14 protein-coding genes and 1 pseudogene are annotated in these 17,626 nt (G+C 54.0%); 10 read left to right on the top strand and 5 right to left on the bottom strand.

All coding sequences use genetic code 11. The features are described 5' to 3' along the window. Positions 1 to 370 precede the first annotated feature (370 nt). The gene (gene cysQ, locus THS27_RS24085; RefSeq protein WP_085595244.1) at positions 371 to 1,186 is read right to left on the bottom strand and encodes a 3'(2'),5'-bisphosphate nucleotidase CysQ; all 816 of its coding nucleotides are present in this window, start codon (positions 1,184 to 1,186) and stop codon (positions 371 to 373) included. A 78-nt stretch (positions 1,187 to 1,264) separates the two neighbouring features. Further along, positions 1,265 to 2,734 (bottom strand): AmmeMemoRadiSam system protein B, encoded by a 1,470-nt coding sequence (gene amrB / locus THS27_RS24080; RefSeq protein WP_085595242.1) that lies wholly within the window; start codon positions 2,732 to 2,734, stop codon positions 1,265 to 1,267. Positions 2,735 to 2,833: 99 nt separating this feature from the next. Here amrB and amrS point away from each other — a divergent pair, with 99 nt between their 5' ends. Next, positions 2,834 to 3,961: an AmmeMemoRadiSam system radical SAM enzyme gene (gene amrS / locus THS27_RS24075; RefSeq protein WP_085595249.1), complete on the top strand. Its 1,128-nt coding sequence runs from the start codon at positions 2,834 to 2,836 to the stop codon at positions 3,959 to 3,961. A gap of 109 nt (positions 3,962 to 4,070) precedes the next feature. After that, positions 4,071 to 4,571 carry a GNAT family N-acetyltransferase gene (locus tag THS27_RS24070; protein ID WP_168184993.1) on the top strand — a complete coding sequence of 167 codons (501 nt, stop codon included), beginning with the start codon at positions 4,071 to 4,073 and terminating at the stop codon, positions 4,569 to 4,571. A gap of 15 nt (positions 4,572 to 4,586) precedes the next feature. Here the strand turns inward: THS27_RS24070 and THS27_RS24065 are convergent, their stop codons facing one another. Beyond that, positions 4,587 to 5,822, bottom strand: a complete 1,236-nt coding sequence (locus THS27_RS24065; protein WP_085595238.1) for an NnrS family protein — start codon at positions 5,820 to 5,822, stop codon at positions 4,587 to 4,589. 285 nt (positions 5,823 to 6,107) lie between these two features. Between THS27_RS24065 and THS27_RS24060 the strand changes: the two genes are divergently transcribed. The 6 genes and pseudogenes from THS27_RS24060 to THS27_RS24035 all read left to right on the top strand — a co-directional run bounded on the left by THS27_RS24060 (position 6,108) and on the right by THS27_RS24035 (position 12,749). Next, positions 6,108 to 7,577: a leucyl aminopeptidase gene (locus THS27_RS24060; RefSeq protein WP_085595236.1), complete on the top strand. Its 1,470-nt coding sequence runs from the start codon at positions 6,108 to 6,110 to the stop codon at positions 7,575 to 7,577. Between the two features lie 70 nt (positions 7,578 to 7,647). Continuing rightward, positions 7,648 to 8,103 (top strand): DNA polymerase III subunit chi, encoded by a 456-nt coding sequence (locus THS27_RS24055; RefSeq protein WP_085595234.1) that lies wholly within the window; start codon positions 7,648 to 7,650, stop codon positions 8,101 to 8,103. Positions 8,104 to 8,365: 262 nt separating this feature from the next. Next, entirely contained in the window at positions 8,366 to 10,057 is a 1,692-nt protein-coding gene (locus THS27_RS24050) for a methyl-accepting chemotaxis protein (RefSeq protein ID WP_085595232.1), read from the top strand. 370 nt (positions 10,058 to 10,427) lie between these two features. Next, a pseudogene (locus THS27_RS24045) lies at positions 10,428 to 11,156 on the top strand (methionine ABC transporter ATP-binding protein); the annotation flags it as partial. A gap of 87 nt (positions 11,157 to 11,243) precedes the next feature. Next, entirely contained in the window at positions 11,244 to 11,903 is a 660-nt protein-coding gene (locus THS27_RS24040; protein ID WP_085595228.1) for a methionine ABC transporter permease, read from the top strand. A gap of 57 nt (positions 11,904 to 11,960) precedes the next feature. Beyond that, positions 11,961 to 12,749 (top strand): MetQ/NlpA family ABC transporter substrate-binding protein, encoded by a 789-nt coding sequence (locus THS27_RS24035; protein WP_085595226.1) that lies wholly within the window; start codon positions 11,961 to 11,963, stop codon positions 12,747 to 12,749. An 87-nt stretch (positions 12,750 to 12,836) separates the two neighbouring features. On the opposite strand, the gene THS27_RS24030 is transcribed toward THS27_RS24035, so the two are convergent. Beyond that, positions 12,837 to 13,829: a carbon-nitrogen hydrolase family protein gene (locus THS27_RS24030; RefSeq protein ID WP_085595224.1), complete on the bottom strand. Its 993-nt coding sequence runs from the start codon at positions 13,827 to 13,829 to the stop codon at positions 12,837 to 12,839. Positions 13,830 to 13,862: 33 nt separating this feature from the next. On the opposite strand from THS27_RS24030, the gene THS27_RS24025 reads away from it, so the two are divergent. Continuing rightward, the gene (locus tag THS27_RS24025; RefSeq protein WP_246833095.1) at positions 13,863 to 14,879 is read left to right on the top strand and encodes a LysR family transcriptional regulator; all 1,017 of its coding nucleotides are present in this window, start codon (positions 13,863 to 13,865) and stop codon (positions 14,877 to 14,879) included. Positions 14,880 to 14,941: 62 nt separating this feature from the next. Here THS27_RS24025 and THS27_RS24020 read toward each other — a convergent pair whose 3' ends face one another. Next, entirely contained in the window at positions 14,942 to 16,834 is a 1,893-nt protein-coding gene (locus tag THS27_RS24020; protein WP_085595222.1) for an ATP-binding cassette domain-containing protein, read from the bottom strand. A gap of 308 nt (positions 16,835 to 17,142) precedes the next feature. On the opposite strand from THS27_RS24020, the gene ndk reads away from it, so the two are divergent. Further along, positions 17,143 to 17,565: a nucleoside-diphosphate kinase gene (gene ndk, locus THS27_RS24015; protein WP_085595220.1), complete on the top strand. Its 423-nt coding sequence runs from the start codon at positions 17,143 to 17,145 to the stop codon at positions 17,563 to 17,565. The last annotated feature ends 61 nt before the right edge of the window (positions 17,566 to 17,626 follow it).

Below are 17,626 nucleotides of genomic sequence, written 5' to 3'. Positions count from 1 at the left end.
GCCGCCATAAATGGCGGCTCTTTTACGCTATAGTTCGGTATCGCTCCGCGGTAGTGATCCGAACCGCGTCGCCGTGATTCCGGCGGCTATTTACGTCACCTACACGTTGTGTGGCGATGAAATTATAATATTCCCGGTTTATGAAAAAGTCAAGATTTCTGCGGGTTTCAATACCGTTTCGCAGCTGGGGGATTATGTTGCACTGCGTTGCGTTTATCGCATTGATTATGGCTTAAAAACATCCGGGCTTTGTGCAAGGCACATTGAGGGTGGCGAGAAAACAGGCACGCAGGACGAAATAATTTCCATCCTGCGTGCGTAATTATTTTGGTCATATTGCCGGTTTTCCCGCCAGAATCGGCAGGCGGGATCAGTGCTGGTAGGTGACAGGCACCGACGGGCTGCGCGCAATGAAATAGGGATTGGCGAAATCGCCCTTGCCATAAATAAACGGGCGGCCATCCATGTTTTCAACCATGCCACCGGCAGCAGCCAGAACGGCATGGCCCGCCCCGATATCCCATTCCATGGTGCGACCCAGGCGCGGGTAAAGGTCGGCTTCGCCCTGTGCGATCAGGCACAGTTTAAGCGAACTTCCTGCCGGGCGCATTTCACGAACTTTTAAATCGCCCAAAAATGCTTTCATTGCTTCAGGGTCGCCATGGGACCGCGACCCAACCACCACGATGCCATTATCTGGCATGGGACGTACGGTGATGGCGGTGGTTTTGGGGTCGGTATCGTTTTCAATCAGCTTGGCACCGTCAGGCCCGCCGAAATACAGCTTTTCCAGCGCCGGGGCATAAACAACCCCCATAACCGGCACACCTTTGGCAATCAGCGCGATGTTGACGGTAAATTCGCCATTGCGTTTGATAAATTCCTTGGTGCCATCCAGCGGGTCTACCAGCCAGAAAAAATCGGTTTCCGTTGATACATCGGGAATATCGCCTGCCGCGGCACTTTCTTCGGATACGATTTTAACATCGGGTGTCAGGGCATGCAGGCCAGGCAGAATAATGGCTTCGGCGGCTTCATCGGCCTCGGTGACCGGCGATGCGTCATCCTTGGATCGCACTTCAAAATCGGTTTTATAGATTTCCATGATCGCCGCACCGGCCTTGCGGGCAATCTCGATCAGGCCGTTTTCAAGGGCGTGGGCATTTGCGGGCAAGCCGTTGGTCATGGGAAATCCTTTGTCTGGGGGAATATGTTCATAGGGGATGACCTAGGCAATTTTACAAGAAAGGTCCAGTCCGTATCTTTACCGGCGATGGTTGTGTTCTGCCCAAAGGGTGCCCGGTGCAAACACGGTTTTGCTTTCAATCCCGCGTGTGACAAAGCGTTGCGCTGTCAGTGTGTTTGACCAGTAATCCATCGGCAATCCTGCCTTGCGTTTCAGGTGGCGGGTAAAATCTGTCGGGTCGGGCAGTTGATCCCAGACTTGTGGCAAAAAAAGGCCGCGTTTGTTGCCGTCAGATAAAATAATACCGTCCTCAAACGGGGTCAGCCTGTCGATAAAATCGGTTTCGCTTTCAAAGGGAAACGGCTGTGGTTTTGATAATACCGAAATCGACATTTCCAGATCATCCGTCAGGTCTGCCGCCGTAACTTTGGCAAAGCGCGGGTCGCCAAAGGCCGCCTTGAAAGCGTTTTCACACACATCTTGCGCCAGAGCGCGATGTGCGATGATGGACCCAATGCACCCGCGTAAATCGCCATTTAACTTCAAGGTCACAAAACAGGCACCGGGGTGTTTCAGCTCATCTGGCAACGTGTCGATGTTCGCTTGCAGGGGGGCATCCTGCGCCAGCCCATGGCGGATTGACTGGCTGGCAAGGCGCAGCAACCCCTTTCCATGCCGGTTTAGAATGTTTTGGGTGGCATCGGTGAAACCGCTTTCATTATTTTTGGAATCATGCGGTGCGCTATCGTAAAAGGCCCATGCGCCGTAACCCACTACACGGGATGTCTCGCCGCTGGTGGCACTGGAATTTTGCAGTGAAAGCGTTTTCACATCCATGGCGCGTTTGCGCGCTGCGCGTAGCAGGCCGACAATGGGCAGGCAGCCACAGGCATCGTCAAAACCCAGTTCCTCGGCACGGAAATTTTCAATCAGCTGGCGGGTGCGGTCATCCATTTGGCGCGCTGTGGCATCATCGTGGAAATGCGACAGGTCGGACGAAATCACAATCAGGGTTTCCGGCCCGCCCCACAGTTTTTCAACCACTTCTTCAACTTGATGCGCGGCACACCGGCTGACCAGTAGAGGCACGATGGTGATGTCGGGCTGATTATCAAAAATATGCTGAATAAATGGCAATTCAATTTCCAGCCCGTGTTCCTGCACATGTGCTGCATTAAGGCGCTGCACCTGCGGCAGGGTCAGAACGCTGTTAATCGCCGCTTCATCCACCGCCACATTCCCCATGGGGGTGGCAAAAGCGGTGGCATCGGCCACGGCAATGCCCTGAAACGCCATGCGATGGGCCGGGCCAATAATCACCAAACGCTTGATGGTGCGGGTCGCAGGCAAAAGGGTAGCAAAGCCATCGGCGGCAATGGCACCGGAAAACACCAGCCCGGCATGGGGCACGATAATGGCCTTGGGCGCACTTTCGCGCGGGGCGTGGGTGGCGGCAGATGCCATCAGGTTTGCAATGGTTGCGCGCAATTCGTTGGCATCGGCGGGATAAAACGTACCGGCAATGGCGGCAGGGCGAATAATGGTCATGGCGCATCCCTTTTGATCTGCGATCCTTTGCAAAAGATAGCGTGTGAGACTAGATTTTCAAAGGATGCTGCATTTTATTAAAAGGCGGACCTGACCATGATGACCGCACCCCCCACATTAACCGGTGCGCAAGCCCCCTTAACCGATACTGTGCCGGGCCGTTACTGGCACCATCTGGATGACGGTCGCATTCAATGCGATGTCTGCCCGCGATATTGCAAGCTGGGCGAGGGGCAGCGCGGGCTTTGTTTTGTGCGCGCACGGCAGAATGATCAGGTGGTGCTGACCACCTGGGGCCGGTCATCGGGGTTTTGTATTGATCCGGTCGAGAAAAAGCCGCTGAACCATTTTTTTCCCGGAAGCCCGGTTTTGTCCTTTGGCACGGCGGGCTGCAATCTGACCTGCAAATTTTGCCAGAACCACGAAATTTCCAAGGCACGACAAATGGATGCGGTGGGTAGCCTTGCCACCCCCGATATGATTGTGCAAACCGCAAAACAATGGGGCTGTTCGGCGGTGGCCTTTACCTATAACGACCCGGTGATTTTTCTGGAATATGCGGTGGATGTGGCCAAGGCGTGCCGGGCGGCAGGGATTAAAACCATTGCCGTGACAGCGGGCTATATTGGCAAGGATGCGCGCACCGAGTTTTTCCGCCATATGGATGCCGCCAATGTCGATTTAAAAGGTTTTACCGAGGCGTTTTATCACAAGCTTTGTTCGGCCCATCTTGATGATGTGCTGGAAACGCTGGTTTACTTAAAACAGGAAACCGGGGTGTGGTTTGAACTGACCAATCTGGTCATCCCGGGTGAAAATGACAGCGATGATGAATTTGATGCGATGACTCGCTGGATCATGGCCAATCTTGGCCCTGATGTGCCGGTGCATTTTAGCGCCTTTCACCCCGACTGGAAAATGATGGATACACCACGGACCCCGGCGCAAGCCCTGATTCGGGCGCGCAATATCGCCCTGCAAAACGGGCTGCGCTATGTTTATGTTGGTAATGTGCATGACCATGCGGCATCCAGCACCTATTGCCATAACTGCCATACCCGTTTGATTGGCCGGGACTGGTATGAATTATCGGACTGGAAACTGGACGCACAGGGCCATTGCACCGAATGCGGAACCGCCTGTGCCGGGGTGTTTCGCCCGCAACCGGGTAACTGGGGCCGCAAACGCCAGCCGGTACGGTTAAGCTCGCCGCAGGCAGGGTCATAAGGATGGTATCATCAATTTGTGTTTTGTTATTTGCGCCAGCGGACTGCTGCGATAAAAACGCGGTTAGGGTGGTTTGCACCGGGCGAACCCCTGCATGGGACCAAATAATTTGAACATACGACCCGCCATTGCCAGCGATGTGGAGGCTGTTTTCACCATTCGGTTAAAGGTTACCGAAAACCGCCTGACGATGGCGGAACTGACGGCGCGCGGTATTACCAAAACGGCATGGTTTGACTGGCTAAAAGACGGCACCGGCATTTGGGTGGCAGAAACCGCCGATGCGGGTGATGGCCCTGTTATCGCTGGTTTTGCCATTGCCCTGCCCAAAGAGGCAACGCTGTGGGCGCTGTTTGTTGATCCGGAATTTGACGGGCAGGGCATTGGCTCTGCCCTGTTAAAAACCGCTGAAGACTGGCTTTTCGCCCAGGGCTGCGATGAAATATCACTCACCACCGATGCCAACCCCAAAATCCGCGCCCACGGGTTTTATGAACGTCATGGCTGGGTGTTAACCGGGGACGCCGACGACGGGCAGGTGGAATATGTCAAAGGCAGTGCTGTAGGTATGGGCCTGTGGACGGATGATATGCTTGATCAGCCGGTGTAAAGGCTGTTGTTGGAGCTATCCTTTTTTCACCGGCGGTCCGATCAGGATCGGGGCATAACGCAGCACAAATAACAGCCAGCCGCCAACCCAGCACAAGGTTGCCGCAGCCAGAACGGTTAGATAGGCGTTGCCTGCCACAGGCGCGATCAGGCGCAGGGCGGTTGCCAGCCAGATCAGCGAGAACCCGATGGTAAAGACCTTGCCCGCCGCAAGCGCCCGGCCGGTATGGCCCAGTGCGGCCCGTCCGCCAACCGCCATGATCATGCAGGCCATGGCACCAGCCCCGCCTGCATGAAGGGCATCGTTAAGGCTGTATAAATCGGGGCGCAGCAGGGCAAAACCCATCAGCAGCAAACTGGTTGGCAGCCAGAAATAGGCCGCGTGCAGCATAATCACCAGCGGTTCGCGGGTTGTATGAATGCCGCGCCAGCGGCCCAGACGGGCATAGTGCAAAACCGCCGTTGCCATTAAAACAATGCCAGCACCTTGTTGCCACGGGGTAAAGGCCAGAATGGCCGATGCGATAAGGGTGCCCATGCACAGGGCATCAAACCGGTTAAACGAAACCGGTTCGGCCATGCCAGGTAATTTTCCGGCGCGGATCAGCCAGTTTCGGGTGAAACCGGGAATGATCCGCCCGCCGATAAGGGCGATAAGCACCAGAAAGATGAAGATGCCTGCGCGCGGGAAAATTTCGGCATCCAGTTGAATGCCGTCTTTTGCCGCCAGCACAAACAGGGCGTCGATAACCGCCAGAATTGCAATAACGGCCAATAATTTAAGATTGCGCCGGTTTTTACCCGCAATCAGTTCGCGCGCGGCAAGCGCGATCAGCACCACGAAATAGGCAAGTTCGGCCACCAGCAAAACTGCCAGATTGATGTTGGCGGCATATACCATTGCCACCCGGCCCGCCAGCCAGCACAGGGTCAGCAGCATAATGGTGCGGCCTTGCAAGGGGGGGCGCCCGGTCCAGTTGGCAATTGCAGTAAGCAAGAAGCCACCCAACGCCGCCCCGCCAAAGGCAAAGATCATTTCATGACCATGCCAAAGGGCGGTTGTGCCCAGTTGTGGTGCCCAAAGCCCGTGGATCATGGAGGATAACCACCACACAACCCCGATAATGGCCTGCAACCCGGCCAGTAAAAATAACGGGCGAAATGCCCCGCGCCAGATGGGCAACGGTTGGGCAGCGGCTGTATGAGCCGATGCCGGTTCGGTTGGCAGAATGGGAATGGGGCGCGAAACCATGATGAAACCTTGCAGCTTTGATACGTTGGTTTGTCATCATGCATGGCGGTAAAATCGCTGCCTTGATTTTTAGCAATTTTAAAGCCGCCGGAATGGGATGGCAGGGATGATTTTTTTGTTTCGATACGGGATAACCCTTTCTTTCGGCGGGCATCACGCTAAATTGGGAAGATTGGGTTTTTGACCCAGACGGGATACATTCGCGATATGTCCGCAACCGGGTGGCGGACTCGTGCATAACTTGTGCATAAACAGACCCAGAAAATTTCAGGAGTCCTTTTAGATATGAAGATCACTTTTTCCGATCTCGCAGTTCCGGCTTCCGGCGCGGTTGTGGCCTTTGCCACCGAGGGCGGCGATCTGATGCCCAGCGCCATTGCCTTGGATGAAGCCACCAAGGGGGCTGTTGCACGGGCCATCAAGGCATCGACCTTTAAGGGCAAGGCAGGGCAAAGCCTGCAAATCCTTTCACCCGCAAATGTCGAGCTGTCGCGCATTGTTATTTTTGGCATTGGCAGCGAAGCCGAATTTGATGTGATTGCCGCGCAAAAACTGGGCGGTCAGGTTGCTGTTGCCGCACAGGGCACAGGTGAAAAAGACATTACCGTTCTGTTCGATATGGATGAACTGGCCAGCGATTTTGCCACTGGCGCGGCCCTTCGCGATTACCGGTTTGATAAATATCGCACCACCGAAACCAAGGACGACAAACCGGCACTGAAAGCGATTTCGGTTGCGGTTAAAGAACCCAAAGAAGCCAAAAAACAGTTCGAGAACGCTAAAAAAGTGATCGACGGTGTGTTCTTCACCCGCGATCTGGTGTCCGAACCCGCCAACGTTTTGTACCCGGAAAGCTTTGTTGCCGAAGTTAAGGCGCTGGAAAAGCTGGGTGTCGAGATCGATGTTCTTGACGAAAAAGAAATGAAAAAGCTGGGCATGGGCGCGCTTTTGGGTGTTGCACAGGGGTCGGCACAAAAGCCTTATCTGGTGGTGATGCGCTGGAACGGCGGCAAGAAAAAAGAAGCCCCGATTGCCTTTGTTGGCAAGGGTGTGACCTTTGATACCGGCGGGATTTCGATTAAACCGGCCGCTGGCATGGAAGACATGAAGTTTGACATGGGCGGTGCCGGTGTTGTTTCGGGGCTGATGAAGGCACTGGCGGGCCGTAATGCCAAATCAAATGTGATTGGTGTGATTGGCCTGGTGGAAAACATGCCGTCTTCAACCGCACAGCGCCCGGGCGATGTGGTGACATCCATGTCGGGTCAGACGATTGAAGTGATCAATACCGATGCTGAAGGCCGTCTGGTGTTGTGTGACGCCCTGACCTATGTGCAGGAAAAATATGACCCGAGCCTGATTGTGGATCTGGCAACCCTGACCGGCGCGATCATTATTGCTCTCGGCTATGAAAATGGCGGGCTGTTTTCCAATAATGATACGCTTTCGGCGCAAATTACCAATGCGGGCCTTGCGGTGAATGAACCGGTTTGGCGCTTGCCGCTGGGCAAGGCGTATGATGATCAGCTGAAATCCGACATTGCGGATATGAAAAACGTTGGCGGTCGCCCGGCAGGCTCGATCACGGCGGCACAGTTCCTCAAACGCTTTATCACCAAGGACCGCCCGTGGGCACACCTTGATATTGCGGCAATGGCCTGGGCCACCAAAGACAGCGAAGTCACCCCCAAGGGGGCAACCGGCTATGGCGTACGCCTGCTGGACCGTTTTGTGGCTGACAATCACGAAGGCTGATTTTGCTTTTGCCGCATCAGGGTGGGGACAATCCTTGCCCTGATGCGGCATTGCATCGTATGAAGCAACCATGAGCGATATCTGGTTCTACCATTTAACCAACACCCCGCTGGAGCGGGCCTTGCCGACGCTTTTGTTAAAAACACTGGAGCGCGAAAAGCGTGCCGTTGTGATGACACAGGGCGACGCCCGGTTGGATGCGCTTAATACATTACTGTGGACTTATGATAATGCCAGTTGGTTGCCGCATGGCAGCGCACAGGATGGCGATGCGCAATTACAGCCGGTGTGGCTGACTGTTGCCGATGAATGCCCCAACAATGCCCAGTTCCTGTTTCTGACAGATCGTGCCAACAGCGAAAAAATTGCCGATTATGAACGCGTGATCATGCTGTTTGATGATCGCGATTTTGACGCGGTGGCCGAAGCCCGCATGCGTTGGAAAGCCTGGAAAGATGCCGGACATAAATTGTCCTATTGGCAGCAAACACCGGGCGGTTCGTGGGAAAAGAAAGCGGAAAGCTGATAGATTGTGCCATTTGGCACGACGGTGACGTTTCCTTTTCCAAATCGCGGCGTGACCGGGGTGTGGGCGAGACTATAAATTCCCCAACGCAAATAATCTGTTGTCTGCCACCACTGGAAGTAGAGGCTTCCTATCCCCAAGTGTAGATAACGGTGCGTTTTTTACGTGCGAAATAATGTCGTTGTCGACAATGCCAGACGCAGATTCTGTGCGGGTTCTGTGCGGGCGCGTCAAGACAGGACTATACGGGGAGAATTCGGGAATGTTCACGCTAAATTCAATGAAAATTGGCAAGCGGTTGCTACTGATTGTCGGGGGCGCGGTGCTGGCCGCAATTCTGGTCGGGGCGTTCGGTTTATCCGAATTGCGAACCCAGATGGTCGAGGATCGAAAGGACAAGACGCGCGCGCTGATTAATTCAACCGTATCGCTGATAGATCATTATTACCAGCAGGTCACGTCAGGTGCCCTGAGTGAAGAACAGGCCAAGGAAGCCGCGGCCAGTGCGGTTGGGGCCTTGCGCTATGATAAAACCAACTATTTTTTCGTGTTTGACCAGCAGCCGGTGGTGCTGATTCATGCCGTTAAACCCGAGCTTGTCGGTCGCAATATGTCGGCGGCTGTCGATGGGGTGGGGAAACGTCATTATCAGGCGTTTGTCGATATGGTCAAAGAACATGGCGAGGGGTTTGTTGATTATACCTATATAACGCCGGATAAATCCAAAACACGGCCCAAGATTTCGTTCGTGAAAATGTTCAAGCCATGGGGCTGGATTGTGGCGACAGGCATTTATGTTGATGATGTTGACGCCATTTTTCAGAAAAGCCTGCTAACGATGATAACCGTTGTGATCGTGATTGCCGGGTTTATTGTCATGATTTCCTTGTGGATCGGGCGCGGGATTACCAAGCCGCTGCAAAATATTTCGGACAATATGTTGCGTTTGGCGGATGGTGATCATGACATAGAAGTTGCCTATACTGATCATCGCAGCGAAATTGGCGATCTGGCGCGTTCGATGGATGTGTTTAAGTCCAAAACCATAGAAATGGAAAACCTGCGGCGCCAGCGAGAGGAACACGAAAAACAGGCAGAGCAGGAAAAACACGCAGCCCTGCTTGAAATGGCGAACAGTTTTGAAGCCAATGTTGGCCATGTTGTCGAGTATGTTACCAGTGCCGCAGCCAAGATGCAGCATTCGGCCCGGTCGATGAATGTAACGGCGCGTACAGCGGGCGAAAAATCGGTGATTGTGTCTTCTGCGTCGCAGGAAATGTCGACAAATATCGATACCGTTGCCGCCGCCGCCGAGGAACTTTCGGCCTCAATCCGGGAAATCAGCACCCAGGTAGCGGAGTCATCGCGGGTGGCAACCGGGGCGGTTAGTAAATCTGAGGACACTCATCAGAAAATCGAACTTCTTGCCGACGCCGCGACCCAGATCGGCGAGGTCATTTCCCTGATTTCCGATATTGCCGAACAAACTAACCTTCTTGCACTGAATGCGACAATTGAGGCAGCGCGCGCCGGTGATGCGGGCAAGGGCTTTGCCGTGGTGGCTAACGAGGTCAAGGTGCTTGCCAGTCAGACAGCCAAAGCAACCGAGGATATTCGTTCGCAAGTGGGCGGCATTCAAACGGCCACCGGGACGGCGGTGACAGCCATTAGCGAAATTGCCGAAACCATCCGCCAGCTTGATGGTTCGACCGGTGCGATTGCTGCTGCTGTGGAAGAACAAGGTGCCGCAACCCAGGAAATCGCCCGAAATGTGGAAGAAGCCGCCCATGGTGCCCGCGATGTGTCGCAAAATATTGGCGATGTATCGTCGTCGGTCAGTCAGACAGAGACGGTCGCGGGTGAGGTACAGGCATTGTCAGATGAACTGGAACATCAGGCGGGCGAGTTAAAAGCCGCTGTGTCGGCCTTTCTGGACGGGATTAGAAATAAATAACCACCCTTTATTCAGGCTGGTGGAAATACTGGCGACAAGGCGAGGGGCTGGATGTTGATTGGGCATCCGGCCCCTGCCTGCCTTGTCGTTTCCCACACGATGTGGTTTTCGGGCCATCGGGCATGAAGATTGAACAATATTTTGTTGTAATTATAAGTGGATACATACAAGCCATGCGTGAAATGCATGGTGTGTGACATTGAATTACATATTCAGGCATGTTTATATAATTGTCATCTAACGCGCCGATTTGCTTCTCAGCTTGCGGGCGCGTAATAAATACGGCTAAAGCGAGTTGGGCGTGCGCCTTTTGCAACGACCGTCTCGGTGATGCCGCAGACGGTTTTTTTATGTTGAAAAGGAGGGCGCCGTGATTCGGCTGACCGACCTGCACAAAACATATCCTGCCCGGCGGGGCAGCCCCGAACATGTCGCTTTGCGCGGTATCGACCTTGATATTGCAGCGGGCGAAATTGTCGGCGTGATTGGCCGTTCCGGGGCCGGGAAATCTACCCTGATTCGTTGTATCAATTTGCTGGAAATGCCGACATCGGGCAGTGTCATTGTCGATGGCACCGATGTGACCAAATTGTCGAAGCGCGATTTACCGTTGTTTCGTCGCCAGTTGGGCATGGTGTTTCAGCATTTTAATCTGCTGTCGTCGCGCACGGTTTACGACAATATTGCCTTGCCCCTTGAACTGGCAGGGGCCAGCAAGACGGAAATCGCTGCTGCGATTGATCCGTTATTGCCGCTGGTGGGCCTGGAAGACAAACGAGATCGGTATCCGGCTGAATTATCAGGCGGGCAAAAGCAGCGTGTGGGCATTGCGCGGGCATTGTCGAGCAACCCGAAAGTGGTTTTGTGTGACGAAGTAACATCGGCGCTGGACCCGGAAACCACCCGGCAAATATTGGCATTGTTGCGCGATATTAACAAACGCCTCGGCCTGACCATGGTGGTGATTACCCACGAAATGGCGGTGGTTAAACAGCTTTGCGATCGTGTTGCCGTGATGGATGGCGGCGTGATTGTGGAACAGGGTGCGGTCGAGGGTATTTTCGCCAATCCGCAGCATCCAACGACACAATCCTTGCTGGCTGACGAGTTTCTGGATTTCAAACCGGGTGTCGCGGCTAACGCAGATCAGTCTGCTAGTACATCTATCGGGCAGGAGGGTTAAGCCATGTGGTCCACACTTCTTCCCATTTTAGGACAGGCAACGCTGGAAACGCTTTATATGGTGTTTGCGTCACTGGCGATTGGTACGGCGATTGGTTTGCCTTTGGGGGTGTTGCTGGCAACATCGGGCCGGGGCGAACTGTTTGAAGCACCGGTTTTTCAAAAAACCATCGGGCCGATTGTCAATGCCACGCGGTCGGTGCCGTTTATCATTCTGGCTGTTGCCATTATTCCCTTCACCCGCCTTCTGGTCGGAACATCGATTGGTACGTCTGCTGCCATTGTGCCGCTGACGGTGGCGGCGATCCCGTTTATTGCCCGGATCATCGAAGGGGCCGTGCGCGAGGTTGACGGCGGCCTGATCGAGGCGGCCCACGCCATGGGGGCCCGTCCGATGCAGGTGGTGACCAAGGTTTTACTGCCCGAAGCCCTGCCGGGCATTATTCATGGCCTGACCTTAACGGCAGTGACCCTGATTGGTTATTCCGCGATGGTCGGGGCTGTTGGCGCCGGTGGCCTGGGGGATCTGGGCATTCGGTATGGCTATCAGCGGTTTCGCCCTGACGTGATGGCAGCGGTTGTCATTACCCTGATTGTGGTTGTGCAGGCGGTGCAAATGCTTGGCGATCATTTGGCGCGCAAGGCCGATAAACGCAATATCTGACAATTTTACACATTTCCGCATTTTAACATTCAAATGCAGCTTAAAAGGAGCCTTCCCATGCGGTTTTTTAAAACCCTGAGTGCGGCTGTCATTCTGACGGCCAGCCTTGCCATCCCGGCATTTGCCCAGGATGAAATCAAAATCGGTGTTACCGCCGGCGAACATGAAGAAATCATGGAGCAGGTTGCCAAGGTTGCTGCCGAAAAGGGCCTGAAGCTCGACATCGTTACCTTCACCGATTACGTGCTGCCCAACCAGGCACTTGATGATGGTGACCTTGACGCCAACAGCTTCCAGCATGTGCCGTATCTTGATAACCAGATCAAGGATCGTGGTTACCATCTGTCGGTTGTCGGTTATAACTTTGTCACCCCGATGGGCATTTATTCGGACAAATATAAAAGCCTGGATGATCTGCCGGACGGGGCAAAAATTTCGATCCCGAACGATCCGACCAATGGCGGCCGTGCGTTGTTGCTGTTGCAGTCAAAAGGCCTGATCAAGGTTGATCCGGCTGCCGGTTTGGTGGTTAGCCCGCTGGACGTGACCGACAACCCCAAAGGGTTTGATTTCATCGAGCTTGATGCGGCCCAGTTGCCGCGTTCCCTGGCTGATGTTGATGCAGCTGCGATCAACACCAACTATGCCATCGAAGCAAAGCTGAACCCGACCAAGGATTCAATCGCGATTGAAAGCAAGGATAGCCCCTATGCCAACGTGATTGTGACCCGCACCGATGACAAGGACAAACCCTGGGTCAAAACCCTGGTGGAATCCTATAATTCAGACACCATCCGCGACTTCATCAATAAAAAATATGATGGCGCTGTTGTTCCGGTATTTTAAAATACCGACCTGAAACAGCGACCAGAAATTCGGCCCCGGCAGCATATGCCGGGGCCGTTTTGTTTGGTGCGTGCTGTATGTTGAATTTTACGATGCGGTGTCGGGCTGCGGCGTTTGTTCCGGTGTTGCTGATGCCGGTTCCAACGAAGGCGGGCAGGCGGCCTTGCCGGTGCGAAACGGGGTTTCGTTAACGGTCAGCGAAAAAACATCGGGCCGGGCATAATGGCCTGCAACATCAAGGTCGTATTTGCCGCGAATGGCCTGATCGGTATCAATCTCCGCCCAAATCACCGCTTCACGGTCATAGACCGGTTCGGTCAGGCAGGTGCCCATCGGGTCGATAATCACGCTGCCGCCCCGGATCAGGGTGGTTTTGGGATCGTTTCCTTGCTGGCAGGCGTAATCTTCGGGGGCGTCGGCGCGGGTCAGATACTGACAGGCACTAAGCACAAAGGTGCGCCCTTCATAGGCGATGTGGCGCATCGATGTTTGCCATATTTCACGTTCATCAACGGTGGGCGCACACCAGATATTGATGCCTTTGTTATAATAGGTCTGGCGCAACGGGGGCAGATAGTTTTCCCAGCAAATGGCGGCACCGATTTTACCAATATCGGTGTTAAAAACCGGCAAGGTTGATCCATCACCCTGGCCCCAGATCAGCCTTTCGCTGGCGGTGGGCATTAATTTGCGTCGTTTGCCTAGCAGGCTTCCATCGGGGGCAAAAAACAGCACCGCGCAATAAAGCGATCCACCGTCGCGTTCAATGATACCCGTCACCAGATGCGCCTTCATTTTCGCCGCGAAAGACCCAATGGTGCGGCATTCGGGGCCGGGAACCTCGATGGCGGCCTTCCAGTAACGCAAATAATCATCGCGCCCTGCTTCGCTGCGCGTGCCAACACGGGCCCCGAAATCAAGGCCCTTGGGGTATCCGCCAATATAGGCCTCGGGGAAAACAGCCAGTTCAACAGTGTTGTGCCGGGCTTCCTCGCACAGGGCGGACATACGTTCAAGTGTGCGCGGTGTATCAAAAAGGGTTGTACCAGCCTGGATAACTGCGACGCGATGCTGGGGCATGTGGGGCTCCTGTTGCGCTATGAGGGGAAATAAATGTCCTTGCTGGCAATCTTGACGGTGGCTTTATCATCAGTCAAATTGCTGTTTATGGTTCAAAATATTAATCTGAATGATATTGCGCGATTTGATTTTAATCTTGCCATCGCCTTTATGGCGATATGGCAGGAAAGAAGTGTGTCAAAGGCGGCGGATCGTTTGTCGTTAAGCCAATCAGCGTTAAGTGCAGCACTGGCCCGTTTGCGTGAGGCCGCCGGGGACCCGTTATTTGTGCGTACGCGTGGCGGCATGCAGCCCACTCCGCGTGCCATTGAAATGGCGAAAAATATTGAACACGGTGCCCTGTTGATCCGCGATGCCTTTCGTGATGGTTTGGATTTTAACCCCGCACAGGATGCGCACCATTTTTCGCTGGGCATGTCGGACGATTTTCAATTGGCCGTTGGCCCGGCCGTTTCGCAACGCTTGTTAAGCGAAGCCCCGAATGTTTCGGTGTCCTTCCATCAAAGCAACCGGCATACGGTGGAAAAGATGCTGGAAACGGGCGAGCTTGACCTGGCGGTTATTGCCCGACCACCGGAACGGTCGTGGCTGGCGCAAGAGCAAATTGCCCAATCGGGTTATGCCTGTATTTTTGATGCCGTGGCGTGCGGATGTGCCGTGCCGCTATCGCTTGAGGATTATCTGGCCCTGCCGCATATCCTGGTTTCCTATTCCGGGCGCGAAGGCATTGTGGATGAAAAACTAAGACCATTGGCACGAAGCCGCAAAATTCAGACCGGTTTGACCCATTTTGCCGCTGTTCCGGCATTTTTGCGCGGGATTGCTGCTGTTTCGACGATCCCAACCCATGCGGCTTTGGCATTGGCTCGCATTAGTGGCTTGCAGGTGTGTGAGGCCCCGCTGGATTTGGGGCGATACCCGGTGTCATTGGTCTGGCGTCGTGAAATCCAAGATGATGTCGCCGCGTCGTGGATGCGCATGCTGGTGCGTGATGCGGTTTGTAATCATGTGGGCATTGATGGCGGGGCAGAGGTGGAGGTGACCTCTTAAAACACAAATACCCGCCATATGGCGGGTATTTGAAAGATTCTGGAGATAAACAGCCGCTTTATTTATGCGACCATTGCTTCATATTCTTCCTGTTTTTCCAGCCACAGGCTTTCAGTGCTGGCAAGGTCGGATTTGATCTTGGCCATATCCATTTGCAGCTTGTTCAAACGGTCGGCACTGCCGGCAGTGTAAAGTGATTGATCGGTCAGTTCCGATTCAATCGCGGCAATTTTGGTGGTGCATTGCGCCATCTGCTTTTCAAGTTTTTCAATTTCCTTGCGAAGCGGGGCTGCAATTTTGCGTTTTTCGGCAGCCGCCTGGCGTTCGGCCTTGCGGTCGCGTTTTTGTTCCGGTGTTGCCGCAACCGAATTTTTGCCCGCCCGGCGATCAGCACGGGCGCGGTCCAGCAAATACTGGCGATATTCGTTCACATCGCCGTCAAAATTGCTGACGGTGCCGTCGGCCACCAGTAACAGGCGGTCGGCACAGGCCTCGATCAGATAGGGATCATGGCTGATGATGATCACGGCACCTTCGTAATTGTTCAGCGCGTGGTTCAGGGCATCGCGGGCATCAATGTCCAAATGGTTGGTCGGTTCGTCAAGGATCAGCATGTGCGGGGCATCAAGCGTCATCAAGGCAAACAGCAACCGTGCCTTTTCACCACCCGACAGGTTTTTAACCTTGGTATTGCCTTTATCGCCTTCAAAGGCAAAGCGGCCCAACTGGGCGCGAACCTTGCTTTCGATGACATTGGGCATCAGGGCGGCCAAATGCTGGTAGGGGGTATTTTCCATCACCAGTTCGTCGGTCTGATGCTGGGCAAAATAACCAATGCGCAGTTTGTTTGATGAAACTTTTTCGCCGTTTATCAATTCAAGTTTATCAGACAGCAACTTTGCCAGTGTGGATTTACCATTACCATTAGCGCCGAGCAGGGCAATCCGGTCATCCATGTCGATGCGCAGGTTCAGGTTGCGCAAAACTGGTTTGCCGTTATAGCCGACATCGCCGTTATCAATCGTGATCAGGGGCGGTGGCAGTTCCTGCGGGCTTGGAAAATCAAAGGTGATGCTGCGGTCTTCGACCACGGCAATGGCCGGACCCATTTTTTCCAGCATCTTGACACGGCTTTGTGCCTGCTTGGCCTTGCTGGCCTTGGCGCGAAAGCGGTCGATAAAGGACTGCAGGTGTTTTTGCTGGGCAATCTGCTTTTCGTAATGCTTCGATGCCAGTTCCATCTGTTCGCGGCGGGTTTTGGCAAATTTATCGTAATTGCCGCCATACAGGGTTAGCTGCGAATTGTGCAAATGAACAATATGTTTGACCGCCCGGTTCAGCAAATCGCGATCATGGCTGACCAGAATGATGGTGCCGGGATAGTTGATCAGATATTGTTCCAGCCAAATGGTGGCTTCGAGGTCAAGGTGGTTGGTCGGTTCGTCAAGCAGCAACAGGTCGGGCTGCAAAAACAGGGTGGCTGCCAGGGCCACACGCATGCGCCAACCGCCCGAAAAATCATCACAGGCGCGCAATTGGGCTTCGCCATCAAAACCAAGACCGGACAAAATAGAGGCTGCCCGTGCTTCGGCGGTGTGGGCGTCAATATCAGCCAGGCGGGTATGAATTTCGGCGATGCGGTGGCCGTCGGTGGCGGTTTCGGCCTCGGCTAACAGGCTGGCGCGCTCGGTATCGGCGGCAAGCACGGTATCAAGCAGGGAACGTGAACCGGCAGGGGCTTCCTGCGAGACCATCCCCATGCGAACCCGTGCATTCAGGGTAATGTCGCCACCATCAAGCATAAGTTGCCCGGCGATCAGTTTTAGCAGCGTTGATTTCCCCGCGCCATTACTGCCAATCAGGCCAATTTTGTGTCCGGCCGGAATGGTAAGACTGGTTTGGTCAAAGATCACCCGGCCGCCGATGCGGTAAGTGATGTTGGAAATATTCAGCATGCTGGCGCCTGTGTTAGGGAATCTGTTGTTTCTCTAGCCCTTCAATAGGGCAGGGGGCCGCGATACGCAAGGATTCTTGAAAATGTCATCCAGGGTATTCGGGCAGATTTAATATTCGGGCAAGGTACTGGAACTGCCCGTTTTTTGCCCTGTTGGTATCACTATAAGGGTGATTTTAGCCCGATGCGCGAAACGCAGGGCTGAAATGCGAATGGTTAACTATGTGTTGCGTTGCGCGAAAAGGCCGTTTATATAGCGCCAACCTGTCTTGGGGGTAATGAATTTTTACAAGTAGCTAGGTGAAACCAATGGCTATCGAATATACTTTTTCCATCATTAAGCCTGACGCAACCCGTCGCAACCTGACCGGCAAGATCAATGCAGTGATCGAAGAAGCTGGTCTGCGTGTTGTTGCTCAGAAACGTGCTCGTCTCACCCGTGAACAGGCTGAAGGCTTTTATGCCGTTCACAAGGAACGTTCGTTCTTCGGCGAACTGGTGGACTTCATGGTTTCCGGCCCCGTCGTTCTCCAGGTTCTGGAAGGCGAAAATGCCGTTGCAAAATATCGCGAAGTAATGGGCGCAACCAATCCGGCAAATGCCGATGAGGGCACCATTCGCAAGCTGTTTGCTGAATCGATCGAAGCAAATTCGGTCCACGGTTCAGATTCGCTTGAAAACGCAGCTATCGAAATTGCTTATTTCTTCGCCCAGACCGACATCGTTGGTTAATCGCGGCGGACCGCGTTTTCGCGGTTAAGTGATTTAAAAAACGCCTCGTACCTTGTGTACG

The organism is Thalassospira sp. MCCC 1A01428, from assembly GCF_002115825.1.
In the GTDB taxonomy this organism is placed as follows: domain Bacteria; phylum Pseudomonadota; class Alphaproteobacteria; order Rhodospirillales; family Thalassospiraceae; genus Thalassospira.
This window is presented reverse-complemented; position numbering and strand designations above follow the sequence as displayed.